18 protein-coding genes are annotated in these 15,580 nt (G+C 65.1%); 9 read left to right on the forward strand and 9 right to left on the reverse strand.

Going from position 1 to position 15,580, the window contains the following annotated elements; genetic code table 11:
• The first annotated feature begins 8 nt into the window (after positions 1-8).
• Positions 9-386, forward strand: a complete 378-nt coding sequence (gene csrA / locus BLS91_RS21130; RefSeq protein WP_092339732.1) for a carbon storage regulator CsrA — start codon at positions 9-11, stop codon at positions 384-386.
• 50 nt (positions 387-436) lie between these two features.
• Here the strand turns inward: csrA and BLS91_RS05575 are convergent, their stop codons facing one another.
• The 8 genes from BLS91_RS05575 to idi are packed head-to-tail and all read right to left on the reverse strand — an operon-like array spanning position 437 to position 6,518.
• Complete coding sequence (locus tag BLS91_RS05575) at positions 437-814, reverse strand: RNA-binding S4 domain-containing protein (protein ID WP_092339733.1); 378 nt, start codon at positions 812-814, stop codon at positions 437-439.
• A gap of 33 nt (positions 815-847) precedes the next feature.
• Entirely contained in the window at positions 848-1,747 is a 900-nt protein-coding gene (locus BLS91_RS05580) for a prenyltransferase (RefSeq protein WP_092339734.1), read from the reverse strand.
• A complete protein-coding gene (locus BLS91_RS05585) occupies positions 1,740-2,060 on the reverse strand; it encodes a lycopene cyclase domain-containing protein (protein WP_092339735.1) in 321 nt (106 codons plus the stop codon). Before BLS91_RS05585 ends, BLS91_RS05580 begins: the two co-directional genes overlap by 8 nt.
• Positions 2,057-2,380: a lycopene cyclase domain-containing protein gene (locus BLS91_RS05590; protein ID WP_092339736.1), complete on the reverse strand. Its 324-nt coding sequence runs from the start codon at positions 2,378-2,380 to the stop codon at positions 2,057-2,059. The genes BLS91_RS05585 and BLS91_RS05590 overlap by 4 nt, the downstream gene beginning before the upstream one ends.
• The gene (gene crtI / locus BLS91_RS05595) at positions 2,377-4,035 is read right to left on the reverse strand and encodes a phytoene desaturase family protein (RefSeq protein WP_092339737.1); all 1,659 of its coding nucleotides are present in this window, start codon (positions 4,033-4,035) and stop codon (positions 2,377-2,379) included. The genes BLS91_RS05590 and crtI overlap by 4 nt, the downstream gene beginning before the upstream one ends.
• The gene (locus tag BLS91_RS05600; RefSeq protein ID WP_092339738.1) at positions 4,032-4,940 is read right to left on the reverse strand and encodes a phytoene/squalene synthase family protein; all 909 of its coding nucleotides are present in this window, start codon (positions 4,938-4,940) and stop codon (positions 4,032-4,034) included. Before BLS91_RS05600 ends, crtI begins: the two co-directional genes overlap by 4 nt.
• Positions 4,940-5,986, reverse strand: coding sequence for a polyprenyl synthetase family protein (locus tag BLS91_RS05605; RefSeq protein ID WP_158252881.1), 1,047 nt, complete (start codon positions 5,984-5,986; stop codon positions 4,940-4,942). The genes BLS91_RS05600 and BLS91_RS05605 overlap by 1 nt, the downstream gene beginning before the upstream one ends.
• Positions 5,979-6,518 (reverse strand): isopentenyl-diphosphate Delta-isomerase, encoded by a 540-nt coding sequence (idi, locus tag BLS91_RS05610; protein ID WP_092339740.1) that lies wholly within the window; start codon positions 6,516-6,518, stop codon positions 5,979-5,981. The genes BLS91_RS05605 and idi overlap by 8 nt, the downstream gene beginning before the upstream one ends.
• Before the next feature lie 82 nt (positions 6,519-6,600).
• On the opposite strand from idi, the gene BLS91_RS05615 reads away from it, so the two are divergent.
• The 7 genes from BLS91_RS05615 to BLS91_RS05645 all read left to right on the forward strand — a co-directional run bounded on the left by BLS91_RS05615 (position 6,601) and on the right by BLS91_RS05645 (position 11,141).
• Complete coding sequence (locus BLS91_RS05615; RefSeq protein ID WP_092339741.1) at positions 6,601-7,170, forward strand: MarR family winged helix-turn-helix transcriptional regulator; 570 nt, start codon at positions 6,601-6,603, stop codon at positions 7,168-7,170.
• A gap of 9 nt (positions 7,171-7,179) precedes the next feature.
• On the forward strand, positions 7,180-7,728 hold the full coding sequence (locus BLS91_RS05620; RefSeq protein ID WP_092339742.1) for an adenine phosphoribosyltransferase: 549 nt from the start codon (positions 7,180-7,182) through the stop codon (positions 7,726-7,728).
• Between the two features lie 56 nt (positions 7,729-7,784).
• Positions 7,785-8,300 carry an NUDIX domain-containing protein gene (locus BLS91_RS05625; protein ID WP_092339743.1) on the forward strand — a complete coding sequence of 172 codons (516 nt, stop codon included), beginning with the start codon at positions 7,785-7,787 and terminating at the stop codon, positions 8,298-8,300.
• A gap of 30 nt (positions 8,301-8,330) precedes the next feature.
• Positions 8,331-8,948, forward strand: a complete 618-nt coding sequence (locus BLS91_RS05630) for a CDP-alcohol phosphatidyltransferase family protein (RefSeq protein WP_233197507.1) — start codon at positions 8,331-8,333, stop codon at positions 8,946-8,948.
• 190 nt (positions 8,949-9,138) lie between these two features.
• On the forward strand, positions 9,139-9,573 hold the full coding sequence (locus BLS91_RS05635) for an FHA domain-containing protein (protein ID WP_092339870.1): 435 nt from the start codon (positions 9,139-9,141) through the stop codon (positions 9,571-9,573).
• 29 nt (positions 9,574-9,602) lie between these two features.
• Positions 9,603-10,301, forward strand: coding sequence for a transcriptional regulator FtsR (gene ftsR / locus BLS91_RS05640; RefSeq protein ID WP_369827364.1), 699 nt, complete (start codon positions 9,603-9,605; stop codon positions 10,299-10,301).
• A 288-nt stretch (positions 10,302-10,589) separates the two neighbouring features.
• A complete protein-coding gene (locus BLS91_RS05645; RefSeq protein ID WP_092339744.1) occupies positions 10,590-11,141 on the forward strand; it encodes a MerR family transcriptional regulator in 552 nt (183 codons plus the stop codon).
• Between the two features lie 116 nt (positions 11,142-11,257).
• Here the strand turns inward: BLS91_RS05645 and BLS91_RS05650 are convergent, their stop codons facing one another.
• Positions 11,258-12,070, reverse strand: coding sequence for a ParA family protein (locus tag BLS91_RS05650; RefSeq protein ID WP_092339745.1), 813 nt, complete (start codon positions 12,068-12,070; stop codon positions 11,258-11,260).
• A 78-nt stretch (positions 12,071-12,148) separates the two neighbouring features.
• Between BLS91_RS05650 and BLS91_RS05655 the strand changes: the two genes are divergently transcribed.
• A complete protein-coding gene (locus BLS91_RS05655) occupies positions 12,149-15,553 on the forward strand; it encodes a pyruvate carboxylase (RefSeq protein WP_092339746.1) in 3,405 nt (1,134 codons plus the stop codon).
• Positions 15,554-15,580: the final 27 nt, after the last annotated feature.

Consider the following 15,580-nt stretch of genomic DNA (forward strand, 5'->3'; position numbering starts at 1 on the left):
CTGGAACGATGCTCGTTCTGACACGCAAACCGGGGGAAAAGATCCTCATCGGTGACGATATCGTCATCACCGTGCTTGACGCCCGCGGCGACAGTGTGCGCATCGGCATCGACGCACCGCGGGGCGTGAAGATTCAACGCGACGAGGTCGTGCGCGCGGTCAGCGAGGCAAACCTCGCGGCGAGCCACATCGACACCGCCGCCGAAGATCGCATCAAACGATCCCTCGGCGTTCTCGCCGCGCTGCAGTCGGCCCAGTCGGCCCAGTCGCGCCAGGCGCAGCCAGCACCCGCAGTAACACCGGAAGCGCCGATACCGGCCCCAGCGCCGGAATCAGCCGAGCCCCGGCCCAAGCCGGCTCTGCCGCACCCGCCGACACACGCCTGAGCGGTCAGCGCAAGCGCAGCATCCGCTTTGACGTGCGTTTGTCGTAGTGCTCACTCGTTGACATGGCCCCGCAGCTCGTCGATCTCTCGGCGCTCGCGCTTGGTCGGGCGCCCGGCGCCGCGGTCGCGCATCGGCACGAGTGCGACCTCTTCGCGGGGCGGTGGCGGGGGAGTCTTGTCGACGTAGCACTCGGCGGCGATCACGGCGCCGACCCGTTTGACCACGAGACGCGACACAATCAGCACCCGGTCGAAACCGTCGCTGCGCACACGAACCTCATCACCGATGTGCAGGGCCTGCGCGGCTTTGGCTTTGTCGCCGTTCACCCGCACGTGCCCGGCGCGGCAGGCGGTTGTGGCCATCGATCGGGTTTTGAACAAGCGCACGCCCCAGCTCCAACTGTCGACGCGGGCAGAGGTAAGCTCCATCCCTTCACTCTAGCCAACGGGCCGAGTCGAAACTCAGCCGCCCTGCCGCACCCAGAGGATCAGCAGCATGGTCACGACAAAACCCGTGAAGAAATTGAGCCAGAGAAATCGTTTCCAGCCGCGGTTGGCGCTCTCGGACAGCTCGTCACTGACCGACCAGAACGGCAGCGCCGCCAGAATGTAGGGAAAGGACAGCACCGCGGCGAGCGGCCCTGGCCAGGGGGTGGCGAGCATCAGCAGACCGGCCAGACCCCAGAAGGTGATCGCGAGGCGCACCGTCGGCCAGGCGCCGAGCGCTGTCGCGATGGACGCGATTCCGGCCTGGCGGTCGGGCTCGACGTCCTGCACGGCACCGAAGGCGTGGCTGGCCATGCCCCACAGAAAGAAGGCGGCGAGCAGGGCCAGCAGCCCGAAGTTCACGGTGGCACCGGCCACGACGAGGCCATAGATGGCGGGGCTGACAAAGTGGGTGCTCGAGGTGATCGAGTCCAGAATGGGCCGTTCCTTGAACCGCAACCCGCGCACCGAGTACGCCACCACAGCGAACAGGCTGACGGCAAGCACGACCCAGGAGAGCGGATGTCCAGCCCCCACCAACCACACCATCGCACCGCCGACAAGCACACAGCTGAGGACGCCCGCGGCAATCACCGTTCGGTGCAGTGCGGGGTGCAGCAGTGCCCCCTCGGCGCCGCCCTTCCGGGGGTTTCGCAAATCGGACTCGTAATCAAAAACATCGTTGATGCCGTACATCAGCAGGTTGTACGGAATCAGAAAGAACAGTGTGCCCACGATCAGCGTCGCGTCCACACGCCCGGTGGTCACAACGTAGGCGGCGGCAAACGGAAAAGCCGTGTTGATCCAGCTGAGCGGCCGCGACGACTGCACAACCTGCCGGGTCTTCCACCCTGAAGTGCCGAGCTGCTCAGTCATCCGTTTGTCCTAACCTGGTGCCGCCCACCAATGTCCACAGCGCCGGAAGCAGAATCGCCGCGGCGAGCGGGTAGGCAAAATCTTCGATCGGGGCGAGAAGAACGAACAGGCCCGAAATGTGCTCCGGGTCATAGCTGAACAATCCAGCCCTAATCATCAGGTTATCGAACAGGGCCGTGAGTACCAGGGTCAGCAGCAGCGCGGAGGCAACGCCCGCAACGAAGCGGGCCGAAATCAACCGGCGTAGGGCGGCCACTGCGGCTACGAGTGCGGCGACGGCGAGAAAGACCGCGTTCAGGAGCAGGTAGGTCACTTGGTAGCCCGCCGGCCCTGAACCAGCCGGGCCCCCTGCACCAGGTTCATGGTGAGGTAGCAGAGAAAAGTGAGAAAGAAGAATTCCTCGAGCGGCAGTTCCGGCGCCAGCTGCACGCCGGTCATCAGCGATGTTTCCCCGCGGTAGAAGATGCCCAGGCCGATGCCGGCGAGGTCCCAACCGAGAAAGAACAGCACACCGATACCGAGCACCAGGGCTGCCCGGCCGGGCGAACGCCAGAAGAACAGCCGAAAACGCCAGTCCAGCACCACCATGCCTCCAAGCGAGACCAGCAGCGTCAGCAGGTACAGAACGCTCACGAGGGCGGCGCAGACTCCGCTGGCGTGTCGGAATATCCTCCGAATCCTCCGAATCCTCCGAATCCTCCGAACCCACCAGGCACGGCCGGCCGGCCTGGCCGGGCCGGCAGCGGTTCGGGCAGCGGTCCGGTGGTGGTGTCGTGGCGTATCCGCTTGAGCAGAATTTCGGCGCTGATCAGGCACATCGGCAGTCCGATGCCGGGAATCGTGGTACCGCCAGCGTAATACAGGCCGGAAACCTTCTTCGACATATTCGATCCACGCAGGAAGGCGCTCTGTCGTAGCGTGTGGGCCGGCCCGAGAGCGCCGCCCTTCCAACTATTCAGGTCATCGGCGAAGTCGGCCGGGCCGACGGTGCGTCGCACCGTGATGCGGGCGGCGAGGTCGGGGATTCCGGCCCACTGGGCGACCTGCGCGATGGCGGCATCCGCAATCAGCTCGATCGTGACTGAACCGGCACCGTTGATGCCGCCGGCACCGAGGGTCACATCGGCCGGAACGGGCACGAGCACGAACAGGTTGCTGTCGCCGGTCGGTGCGACCGAGGGGTCGGTCGCGCTCGGCATGCAGACGTACAGCGACGCGGGCGACGGCACCGATGTCGTCTTACCGAAGATCTGGCCGAAGTTCTTGCCCCAGTCCGTCGTGAAAAACAGTGAGTGGTGTTGCAGCTGGGGGAGCTCACCGCTCACGCCGAGCATGACCAACACGGCTCCCGGGCCCGACCGGCGCTTCTGCCACCAGCGTTCCGGGTAGGTCTGCAATGCGGTCGGCACCAATTCGGTTTCGGTGTGGTGCAGGTCGGCGGCCGAGACGACGCTTTCGGAGTCGAGGCTCACCGATTGCCCAGCGGAATCCCGGAAGCTGACCCCGGCGACGGTTTTGTCACCGTTCACCCGAACAGCTGTGACCGTAGCTTCGGTGATCACTCGAACGCCTTCGGATCGGGCTATCGCTGCGATGCTGTCGATCAGCGTGCTGAATCCGCCCTGCGGGTAAAGCACTCCGTCGGCGAGGTCGAGATGACTCATCAGGTGATACATCGACGGCGTGAGGTTGGGCGCCGAACCCAGGAAGACCGCGGGGTACCCGAGAATCTGACGCAGCCGTGCGTCAGTCACGAAGCCCGCGACGAATTTGTCGAGCGGTTGCAGCAGCAGGCGCGCCAGTCGCCCGAGCCGGCGCAGTACGTCGGGCACCAGGAACGGGCGGAACGATTCGTAGCTCGAATACAGAAATCGCTTCACGGCCATGTCATAGGTTTCGGTCGCCGAGTCGAGATACCGATCGAGCGCCCGTCCGGCCCCCGGCTGCACCGATTCAAACACGCGGATGTTTGCGGCCCGGTCGGCGCGAATATCCACCGGAACAGGGTCACCCTCAAAGAGCACCCGGTAGCCGGGGTCGAGTTTCACGAGGTCGAGCTGCTCGGCCACGCTGGAGCCGAACAGACGGTAGAAGTGGTCGAACACCTCCGGCATCAGGTACCACGATGGGCCCGTGTCGAAGCGAAATCCTTCGGTCTCCCAGAGGCCGGCCCGGCCGCCGAGTTCGGCGCGGGATTCCAGGAGGGTGACGTCGTGGCCTTCCCTGGCAAGCAGGGCGGCGCTGGCCAGACCGGCGATCCCGCCGCCGATCACGATAGTGCGTGTCATCGCTTCCACGCGCCGCGGCCGATGGTGGAGTTCAGGGCGATCATTAGTTTCTCTCCATCCGGCACCCGCACGCGGGAGCGCAATAACTGGTTGGCCGGGGTCGACCGCAGCCGTCGGGACAGCCGGGTGAACAGGCCCTGTGCGGCGGCGACGGCGCGCCGGCAGCCAGCAGGCAGCAGCGGCAGAACGGCACTGGCAATTGCGAGGTCGGCATCGATGTCGTCGAGGATCACGTTCTTCTGCGCGTCGGTGAGGTGCAGCGGGTCGATCCCCGGAAAATAATTGCGGCCGAGGACCTCGCGATCACAGGACAAGTCGCGCAGAAAATTGATCTTCTGAAAAGCCGCGCCGAGGTGGCGTGCACCGTCTTCGAGCACACTGAGTTCGGAGTCGTTGCGCGGGGACCAGTGCACGAAAGTGCGCAGGCACATGAGCCCGATCACCTCGGCTGAACCGTAAATGTACTCGGCTACGCCCTCGGCGCTGAACGGGGTCGGGTCAAGGTCACGGCGCATCGACGCGAAGAAGGGGGCGATCAGGCTGGAGTCGATTCCGCACTGCCTGGCCGTAGCGGCAAAGGCGTGCACGACCAGATTGGTGCTGTAACCACGCACGATGGCACGTTCGGTTTCTAGTTCGAGTTCGTCGAGCAGCTGCCGCTGTTCCTCTATCCCGACGCCGGCCTCGGTGGCGGCTCCGTCGACGATCTCGTCGGCGATGCGCACGAGGGCATAGATCGTTCGTACCGGGGTGCGCACCCGGGAGTCGAGCAGCCGGGCGGCAAGGCCGAACGACGTGGAATAGTGTCCGATCACCGTCGCGGAACTGGCCCGCGCGGTCTCCGCGTATTTGAGCAGATTCGTGTCAGAGACCGTTCGAGCCGATACAGCTCGCAGCGGCGTCATCAGCGGGCCCGATTCACGGCGGCCTCGGCCAACTCGATCAGGGTTGCCCGCAGCTCGGCGGGAATGATCGCCGGGTCGAGCGTGTCGACTGCCAGTCGAGAATGGTCGTAGGCCAGCCCCTCAGCGGCCGCTTTCGCACCGCAGGCGCGCAGGTGCTCCCGCGCCCGTTCCGCTTCCTCCTCGCTGAGGTCGATCTTGCCGAGATACGGTGCAATCAGCGACCAGCTCTCGGTGCCGCCGGCGTGGGCGATCAACGCGGTCTGCTTGCCCTCGCGCAGGTCGGCGGTGACGCTCTTGCCGGTCTTGACCGGGTCGCCGAACACCCCGAGCAGATCGTCGGTGAGCTGAAAGGCCACCCCGACGAGACGTCCGTACCGCCCGAGCAGGCGAATCGCCTCGGCCGAGGCTCCGGCAAGCACCGCCCCGGCTTGGAGAGGCGCTTCGAAGGAGTAGACGGCGGTTTTGTTCTCCAGGGTGGTGATGACCTCCTCCACGCTGAGCGGATGCTGCGCCGAACTGTTGGTCACGTCGGCCAATTCCCCGGCGGCCGAGACGAACACCGCCCGGTCGAGCAGGTCGAGCAGCCGCAGCCTGGTGTGCACGTCGACCGGCAGCTTGGCCAGCGCACGATGCGCCTCACTGAGCGCCAGGTCGCCGGCGAGAATAGCGGCCGCCGCCGCCCAGACCCCGGCCTGGTCGGCAACGGCTCCGTGCGCGAGCGCCCGGTCGTTGAAACGCCCGGCAATGTTGGCGACCCCGCGACGCGCCAGGTCGCGATCGATGACATCGTCGTGAATCAGAAATGCCGTGTGCAGCAGCTCAAAGCTCACGGCGACCGGTGCTACCAGGGACTGATCACGACCACCGAAACCGGCATAGGCGGCGAGCACGAGCGCGGGGCGCACGCGCTTGCCGCCACTGCTGGCCTGCTCCAGGGAATCCCACAACGCCACATAGTGCTCGCCGTAGTCGCTCGCGCGCAGTCGTGCGGCCGCGAAAAACCGGGTCAGATCGGTTTCGACGCCCGTCGCAACCGTGTCAAGCACGAAAAGTGTCCAGCTGCTGCACCTGCAGAGCCATCCACGGGCTGAACGCCCACGGGGCATCCGTCACTGCCCGGTACAGGTCTGCGGGGCGGGTCCAGGCGTATTCGGCGACCTCGTCGGGGTTCGGCGTGGGTTCGGCGACGGTCGTGGCCAGGTAGACGGGACAGATCTCGTTCTCGACGATGCCATTACTGTCGGTGGCACGGTACCGAAACAGGGGGAGTGCGAGATCGATGTGGTCGAGGTCGAGCCCGAGTTCAAATCCGGCCCGGCGTGTGACGGCCTGCGTCAGCGGTTCGGTGGGAAGCGGATGCCCACAAAACGAGTTGGTCCAGACACCCGGCCAAGCCTTCTTGGTCAGCGCCCGTCGAGTGACGAGCACTTCGCCGAGCGGATTGAGGACATAACACGAGAACGCCAGGTGCAGGACGGTGTCCGATCCGTGGATGCTGTGCTTCGGCGCGGTACCAATGTGGCGGCCCTCGTCATCGAGGAGGATTACGTGCTCATCAAGGGTATTGGCGGTGTGCACGTGTGCTCCCCTTCTCTTTTTAACCTTAACATGATCGGAAATAACTAACCAAGTTAGCGACTGCCCACGTTACCATGGGGATATGTCCCACGATGAGAGTAACCCCCCAGCGCCCGGGACGTACTGGTACGACCCCAAGAACGCCGGAGTTTCTTCGGCCATGGAGGTTTTGCGTGCCGTGCGCCGGTTTCGCGTGGCCGACGCCGCGATGCGTCACCGCGCCCAGGCTGAGATGCAGATCAATGAAACAGACCTGATGGCCATCCGTCACCTCATCGCCTGCGAACGCCAAAACCGCGTCGCCAGCCCCAAGGATCTCAGCGAATTCCTGAACATCTCGTCGGCCGCCACCGCGAAGCTCCTCTCCAGACTCACGGCGTCTGGCCACATTCGCCGGGAGGTGAACCCGGATGACGGTCGGGCCCAGCGCCTGTTCGCTACCTCGTCCTCGCACGAGCAGATGCGGCAGGCGCTGTCGGGCACGCACGAGCAGCTCATGCAGGTCGCCGTGGGGCTCGCCGCCGACCACCAGGCGGCCGTTGTGCATTTTCTTGACGCGATGAGCGCCATCGCCATGATGCCGCACCCGGACACAGTGGCCCGGGAAGCGGCGGCCGCTGCAGCGCCGGGCGGGGAGCCGGCATCCGCTTAAGGTGGATCAGTGACTCAACTCTCTGCCACTGCGCCGAAATCTGCCGCCTCCTACGTTGAGGCCCTGTTGGCCTCGTACCCCGATTTTCCCAAGCCCGATATCCTGTTCCGCGACCTCAACCCGGTATTCGCCGACGCGGTGGCTTTTCGCGCGATCATCGACGACCTGGCCGACCAGCACCGAGGCCGATTCGATGCCGTAGCCGGTATCGAGGCTCGCGGTTTTCTGCTGGCGGCCGCTGTTGGGTACGCGGCGAACGTGGCTGTCCTGGCCGTGCGTAAGGGCGGCAAGCTGCCAGGCACCGTGCTGACCGAAGAATACGAGTTGGAATACGGCTCGGCCCGACTCGAACTCGAAATCGGCCAGCTGCCGGCCGGCAGCCGCGTTCTCATCCTTGACGACGTCCTCGCCACGGGAGGCACGATCGCGGCCACGAGCCGTCTCATCGATCGGGCCGGCTACACCCTCACCGGCGTCGGTGTCGTGCTCGAGCTGACCGACCTGCACGGTCGTGAGCGTCTGGGCACCACGGCGGTACACGCGATCATGTCGATCTAGGTCAGCTGAGCCAAATTTCGCACGAACCTCAGGGCTGCGTGGGGCATGCTTGGAGCATGACTGAGAGTTCGGGTGTCGATGCGAGCGTCGCGCGCGGGGCGGCCGTCCCGCCGGTCGGCCCGGGGCGGGACAGCGGCGACGCCTGGGTTCACGCTCCCGATGGTCGCAAATTCTGGGGCCGATTCGGTGCGGCCGGACTCCTCGTTCATCATCCGCGCCTCGGAGTGTTGCTGCAGCATCGCGCCGTCTGGAGTCATTTCGGCGATACGTGGGGGCTTCCGGGTGGAGCTCGCCACGAGAACGAAAGTGCGATCGACGCCGCCCTGCGCGAAGCAAGGGAAGAGGCCGGCGTGCCAGCGCACCTGGTGCAGGTCAAATTCACGTCCCTATTCGACCTAGGATTCTGGTCGTACACGACCGTCGTCGTGGAGGCGACCGAGGAGTTCGAACCGGTGATCAGCGACCAGGAGAGCATCGCCCTGCGCTGGGTTCCGGCTGGTTCCGTTGATCTGCTCGCCCTTCATCCCGGTTTCGCTGCCAGCTGGCCCACGCTGCGGGGGCGGCTGGATTGAAATCTGGCCCCACTCGATAGACTCTTTCTCGTGACGACGGCAGTGAACGGGGTGGTGAGCGATCGGGTGCTCACCCTGCCCAACGTGCTGAGCCTGCTGCGGCTGGTACTGGTGCCGGTTTTTCTCGTACTCCTCGCCCAGGGAGAGGATGCCTGGGCTTTGGTCGTGCTCAGCATCTCCAGTTTCACCGACTGGCTCGACGGGTTTCTCGCGCGGCGCTGGAACCAGATCACCCGCCTCGGCCAACTGCTGGACCCGGCCGCCGATCGCCTCTATATCTTTGCGGCTCTGATCGGACTCGCCTGGCGCGATCTGGTCCCGTGGTGGATTGTGTTGGTCATCGTGGGGCGTGACGTCTTTCTGCTGGCCTTGGGCGTCATCCTCGCAAACTATGGGTTTGGCCCGCTGCCGGTGCACCACCTCGGCAAGGTGGCGACCTTCTGCCTGTTCTACGCCCTGCCGATGATCATGCTCGGACAGGCCTTTCCTGCACTGGAATGGTGGTCGCAGCCGATGGGCTGGGCGTTCGGCCTCTGGGGCGCTTTTCTGTACTGGTGGGCCGGCATTATTTATGCCATTGAAACGATGCGAGTGATTCGGCTGCCAAGGGTCGCCCCGGGTGTATCTTCCGATACGCTGGAACGATAGGAGGTGCATGATGGTCGATCTAGCCGGAAAGAATAATTCCGAGGAGCAGAACGAGCCCGTGCCCACAGATCAGCCCGAAAACCCGACGACAGGCGAAGCAATGCCCAGCAAGGCGCAGTCCACCCCAGCATCCTCCACTCCTGGCTCCACCGGTGTCGAGACGCCCGGCGAATCGACCACGGTGCACGACATGCTCAGCACCGACACAACGATGAATTTCAGCCAGGAGTTCGCCGCCCAGATCGCGTCGATCAACTCGAACGTCACGGCCGAGGAACAGGAATCCATCGCCGCTCTGCCCTCCGGGTCGGCGCTCATGGTCGTTCGTCGCGGACCCAATGCCGGTGCCCGTTTTCTGCTGGACGCCGATCTCACGAGCGTCGGTCGCCACCCGAACGCCGACATCTTTCTCGACGACGTCACGGTCTCGCGTCGGCACGCCGAGTTCCTGCGTAACGGCACAACCTTCACGGTGAAAGACCTCGGCTCGCTCAACGGCACGTACTTCGATGGTGAGCGCATCGAAACCGCCGCTCTGACCGACGGCGCCGAGGTGCAGGTCGGCAAGTTTCGTCTCACCTTCTACGCGTCGCGCCTCGACCTCGCCCGCGCGGCGAGCGAGTAGTGGCGGCAAACTCCGCCCAGGCTCGTTCCGTGTCTGTGTCGGAAGCTCAAGGGCAAGCTCCGGGATCAGCGCCGCTGCTGAGTATCGGCCAGGTCTTGGCACGCCTCACCCCGGAATTCACCGAACTGACTCCGTCGAAGCTGCGCTTTCTCGAGGAACAGGGCCTCGTCGCCCCGGCCCGCACGGAATCCGGCTACCGCAAGTTCTGCACCAGCGACGTCGATCGCCTGCGACTGATCCTGTCGATGCAGCGCTATCAGTACCTTCCCTTGAAGGTCATCCGCTCCTATCTGGATGATCTGGATGCCGGGCTGTCGCCGGTCTTGCCTGGCGGAACCACCCCCGGAGCGTCGATGCTCGGCACGTCGCGTCGTCTCACCCGCGACGAACTGCTGCGCGAAGCCGGGGCATCCGCCACGCTCCTGCACGATGCTGTCTCCGCGTCGATCATTCTGCCCGCCGAACACTACGGCGACAGCGTGCTGCACGTGCTGCGGGCCCTCGTCGAGCTGCAACGCAGTGGAATCGAACCGCGGCACCTCCGAGGCTTTCGCGGTGCGGCGGAACGCGAACTCGGCCTCATCGAAAGTGCGCTCGTGCCGCTCGCCCGGCGTAAAGACGCCTCCAGCCGGGCGAAGGCAGCTGAAATGGCGGTCGAGATCGCCGGGCAACTCGAGGTCATTCGAGGCAGCCTGATTCGCTCCGCACTGGGCCGACTGACCAACTAGGTCGTAGACTGATTCAGGTTCAAGAGACACCGTCGTCGATTTGATCCGGTCGCTTCCTGGCGGGGCCGCCTGCACTCGACCGACACGCCAAATCGGTCACGCGAATGTCATGCTGCGAGGCACTTCACCTCGGTACCGTAGGTAGAGCGATGCACAGCAGGACATCGTCATAACATCAGTATTCCGTTCACATCCGCACCACAGATAATTCCGCAACACAGTGGCTTTACGCTCGCTTCATCGCAGCTGCAGGTCACGGCACCGCGTAACCCCCGAGAGGCAACCCATATGAGTGAGCTCAAGCCTGACGCTGACGCTTCGCGTTACTCGTTAGGACTGCTGTTCACCGATGGCATGCCCGAGCTTGATGAAAACTCCGGCTACCGCGGCGCTGTCGCCGCGCGTGCGGCCGGCATCAGCTACCGTCAGCTCGACTACTGGGCCCGCACCGGCCTGGTCGAACCCACAGTGCGTGGCGCGGCCGGTTCTGGTTCCCAGCGCCTCTACGGCTTTCGCGACATCCTCGTGCTCAAGCTTGTCAAACGTCTGCTCGACACCGGCATCTCTCTGCAACAGATTCGCACCGCGGTCAACCAGCTGCGCGAGTCGGGAATCAGCGACCTCGCCCAGACCACGCTCATGAGCGACGGCGCAAGCGTGTACCTGTGCACCTCCAACGATGAGGTCATCGACCTGGTCAGCCGCGGCCAGGGCGTCTTCGGGATCGCCGTGGGCAAAGTTCTCCGCGAGGTCGAGACTAGCCTGGTCGAACTCGACATGCATCCGGTCGACCCCGCCGACGAGCTCGCCGCCCGTCGTTCCACCCGCAAAATCTCCTAGCATCCGCTTTTCGGTCCCAGGTGCCGCCATTCGCGGTGCGCTGGAATTCTGGCCAAGCTGCATCTGCGCAGAAGCCCAGGCTCGATTTAGAGACCTCGCAGAAGCCTAGGTTCGAACTAGACCGCAGGGGCCTCGGCGTACTCGCCGATGCGCGCCGTGCGCAGCACCCGGTCGAGCAACTGGTCGAAGTAGCCCGCCATCTCGAGCGCACTGTCGCCCGGCCAGATGTGCAGCGGCTTCGCGGCGCCCTGCGCCTGCTGCAGCGACGTACGCTCCGGCAGTTGCGGGCTGAGCACGAGCGGCCCAAACATGTCGCGCAACTCCTTGATGCGAAACTGGTGCTCGAGCGACGCCGTGCGGGCCCGGTTCACAATGATGCCGAGCGGCTGCAGGCGCGGGCTGAGGCCTCGGCGAATTTCTTCGATCGCGCGCAGCGCACGGTCTGCTGCAGCAACCGAGAACAGGCCGGGCTCTGTAACGACCGCGACGCGGTCGCTCGCGGCCCACGCGGTGCGTGTGAGGGCGTTGAGCGACGGTGCACAGTCGATGAGCACGAGCTCATAGTCTTTCTCGATCGTCGAGAGCGCTTCCTCGAGTTTCCAGATATCGCGGATGCTCGGGTGCGGCCCGTCAAAGTTGATCGCCGACGGGCTGCCGATCATGACGTCGATCGTGCCGGGACGGTTGCGGGTCCAGCCGCTCGGGGCAATAGCCGCGCGCACCGTCTTTTCCTTGGGCGAGCCGAGAACATCGGCAACGTTGAGGTGACCGGCTACCTGGATATCCATACCGGTTGACACGTCAGACTGCGGATCGAGATCCACGACGAGTGTGCGCACGCCGCGGGCGAAGGCAGCAGAAGCCAGACCAAGGGTCACAGTGGTCTTGCCGACACCACCCTTGAGGGAACTTACGCTGAGTACGTGCATGAGTAGCAAGGTTACCTTCACTAGTGTTAGAGAACCTAACCGTTAGCTGTGCGCCCCGTACGCCCTCGAAAGGCTTGCATGTTTGAGAAAATCCTTGTTGCCAACCGCGGAGAGATCGCGATCCGTGCCATGCGCGCGGCGTACGAGCTCGGAGCCAAGACTGTGGCGGTGTTTCCATTCGAGGATCGCAACTCGTTGCACCGTCTGAAAGCCGACGAGGCGTACCAAATTGGTGAGACCGGGCATCCGGTTCGCGCGTATCTGGACGTGAGTGAAATCATCCGGGTGGCCAAGGAATGTGGCGCTGACGCCATCTACCCCGGCTACGGTTTTCTGTCGGAGAACCCCGAGCTCGCCGATGCGTGCGCCCAGGCCGGCATCACCTTCATCGGCCCCGGTGCCGACGTGCTCGAAATGGCCGGTAATAAGGTCACCGCGAAAGAGCACGCCATTGCGGCCGGCGTTCCGGTGTTGAAATCGACGCAGCCATCGACCGACGTCGAACTGCTCATTAGCCAGGCCGACGAAATCGGCTTCCCGATCTTCGCCAAGGCCGTCGCTGGCGGTGGCGGGCGCGGCATGCGCCGCGTCGCCAAGAAGAGCGAGCTGCGCGGAGCCCTCGAAGAAGCCATGCGCGAGGCGAACAGCGCGTTCGGCGACGCCACGATGTTCCTCGAGGCCGCAGTGCTGCGCCCCCGTCACATCGAAGTGCAGATTCTGGCGGATGCCGCCGGTGAGACGGTGCATCTGTTCGAGCGCGACTGCTCGGTACAGCGTCGCCACCAGAAGGTCATCGAGATCGCTCCGGCGCCGAACCTGAGCGATGAGATCCGGGTGCAGCTCTACGCCGACGCCATCAAGTTCGCCCGTTCCATCGGGTACGTCAACGCCGGCACCGTGGAGTTCCTGCTCGACACCGTCGGCGAACGCGCCGGCCAGCACGTGTTCATCGAAATGAACCCGCGCATCCAGGTGGAGCACACCGTGACCGAAGAGGTCACCGATGTCGACCTCGTGCAGGCGCAGATCCGCATCGCGGCGGGGGAGACCCTGGCCGAGATCGGCCTCACGCAGGGCGAGATCCGCCTGCGCGGCGCGGCACTGCAGTGCCGCATCACCACCGAGGACCCCGCGGCCGGGTTCCGCCCGGACACCGGCAAGATCACCACCTACCGGTCACCCGGCGGCGCCGGCATCCGCTTGGATGGTGGCACGGTCAACACGGGCGCGCAGATCAGCCCGCACTTCGACTCGATGCTCGCCAAGCTCACCTGCCGCGGCCGTGACTATGCAGCCGCCGTGGTGCGGTCCAAGCGTGCGCTGGCCGAGTTCCGTATCCGCGGCGTCTCCACCAACATTTCCTTCCTGCAGGCGGTGCTCGACGACCCCGACTTCGCCGCCGGCGACTTGAGCACCTCGTTCATCGACGAACGCCCCGAGCTGCTGCGCGGCCGGGAATCCAAGGACCGCGGCACCAAGATTCTCAATTGGCTTGCCGAGGTCACGGTCAACCAGCCCAACGGCGTGCCGCCGACCACGGTGCACCCGCGCGACAAGCTGCCGCAGTTCGACATCACGACCCCGGCCCCCGACGGCTCCCGCCAGAAGCTGCAGCTGCTCGGCCCGACCAAATTCGCCGCCGATCTTCGGGCCCAAACCGCTCTGGCCGTCACCGACACGACGTTCCGGGATGCCCACCAGTCGCTGCTGGCGACCCGGGTGCGTACCAAAGATCTCGTGGCCGTGGCACCGTATGTGGCCCGGCTGACCCCGCAGCTGCTCTCGGTCGAGGGCTGGGGCGGCGCTACCTACGACGTGGCGCTGCGTTTTCTCGGCGAAGACCCGTGGGAACGCCTCGCCGCCCTGCGGGAAGCCCTGCCGAACATTAACCTGCAGATGCTGTTGCGCGGCCGCAACACGGTGGGCTACACCCCGTACCCGACCGAGGTGACCGACGCGTTCGTGCGAGAGGCCACGGACACCGGCGTGGACATCTTTCGCATCTTCGACGCCCTCAACGACGTGTCACAGATGCGCCCGGCCATCGACGCGGTGCTGAACACCGGTACCGCCCTGGCCGAGGTTGCCGTCTGCTACACCGGCGACCTGCTCGACCCGGCCGAGAACCTCTACACCCTCGACTATTACCTGCGCCTGGCCGACCAGATCGTCGAAAGCGGAGCCCACGTCATCGGCATCAAGGACATGGCCGGGCTGCTCCGCCCGAGCGCAGCCGAGAAGCTCGTTAGCGCGTTCCGCGAACGCTTCGACCTGCCCGTGCACGTGCACACCCACGACACTCCGGGCGGCCAGCTGGCCACCCTGCTCGCCGCAGCCCGTGCGGGCGCCGACGCCGTGGACGTGGCCTCGGCTCCGATGGCCGGCACGACCAGCCAGCCGTCGGCATCCTCACTGGTGGCGGCCCTCGCTCACACCGAACGGGACACCGGCATTTCGCTCAAGGCCACGACCGACCTCGAACCGTACTGGGAGGCCGTGCGCACCCTGTACACGCCGTTCGAATCGGGCCTCTCCGCCCCGACCGGCCGGGTCTACTCGCACGAGATCCCGGGCGGGCAGCTCTCCAATCTGCGCACCCAGGCCGTCGCGCTCGGCCTGGCCGACCACTTCGAACTAATCGAAGACATGTACACCGCCGCGAACACTATCCTCGGCCGCGTGCCCAAGGTGACCCCGTCTTCGAAGGTGGTCGGCGACCTCGCCCTCTACCTCGCCGCGGTGAAGGCCGACCCGGCCGACTTCGAGGCGAACCCTGACAAGTACGACGTGCCCGACTCCGTCATCGGATTCATGGCTGGCGAGCTCGGCGAACTGCCCGGCGGCTGGCCGGAGCCGTTCCGCACCAAGGTGCTCGCGGGCCGCGACGTACGCGTTGGTGTCACCGAGATCACCGCGGGGGAGCGCACCGCCCTCGGCGCATCGAGTGCCGAACGTCGCGCGATGCTCAACCAGCTGTTGTTCCCGGCGCCGACCCGCCAGTTCGAACAGGTCAAGGAAAGCTACGGTGACCTGTCCGTCATCGATACCGTCGATTACCTCTACGGCCTGCAGCAGGGCCAGGAACACGCCGTCGAAATCGCTAAGGGCGTGCGACTCTACGTGGGCCTGGAAGCCATTGGTGAAGCCGACGACAAGGGTATGCGCACCGTCATGACCATCCTCAACGGCCAGCTGCGCCCGGTGTTCGTGCGCGACACGAGCATCACGGTGCAGACCAAGATCGCCGAAAAAGCGGATGCCAACCAGCCCGGCCAGATCGCCGCACCCTTCTCCGGCGTGGTCACCCTGCAGGTCGAGGAAGGCGCTCACGTTGAAGCCGGCCAAAGCGTCGCGTCGATCGAAGCCATGAAAATGGAAGCGGCGATCACCACCTCGATCGCCGGAACCATCGAACGTGTCGCCGTCCCGCTCACCCAGCAGGTCGATGCGGGTGATCTGCTCGTGGTTGTGCGTCCGCGCTAAGATTAGTGCCGTTATCGACCAGTTGAG

It is taken from the genome of Cryobacterium flavum, from assembly GCF_900103805.1.
Taxonomy (GTDB): Bacteria; Actinomycetota; Actinomycetes; order Actinomycetales; family Microbacteriaceae; genus Cryobacterium; species Cryobacterium flavum.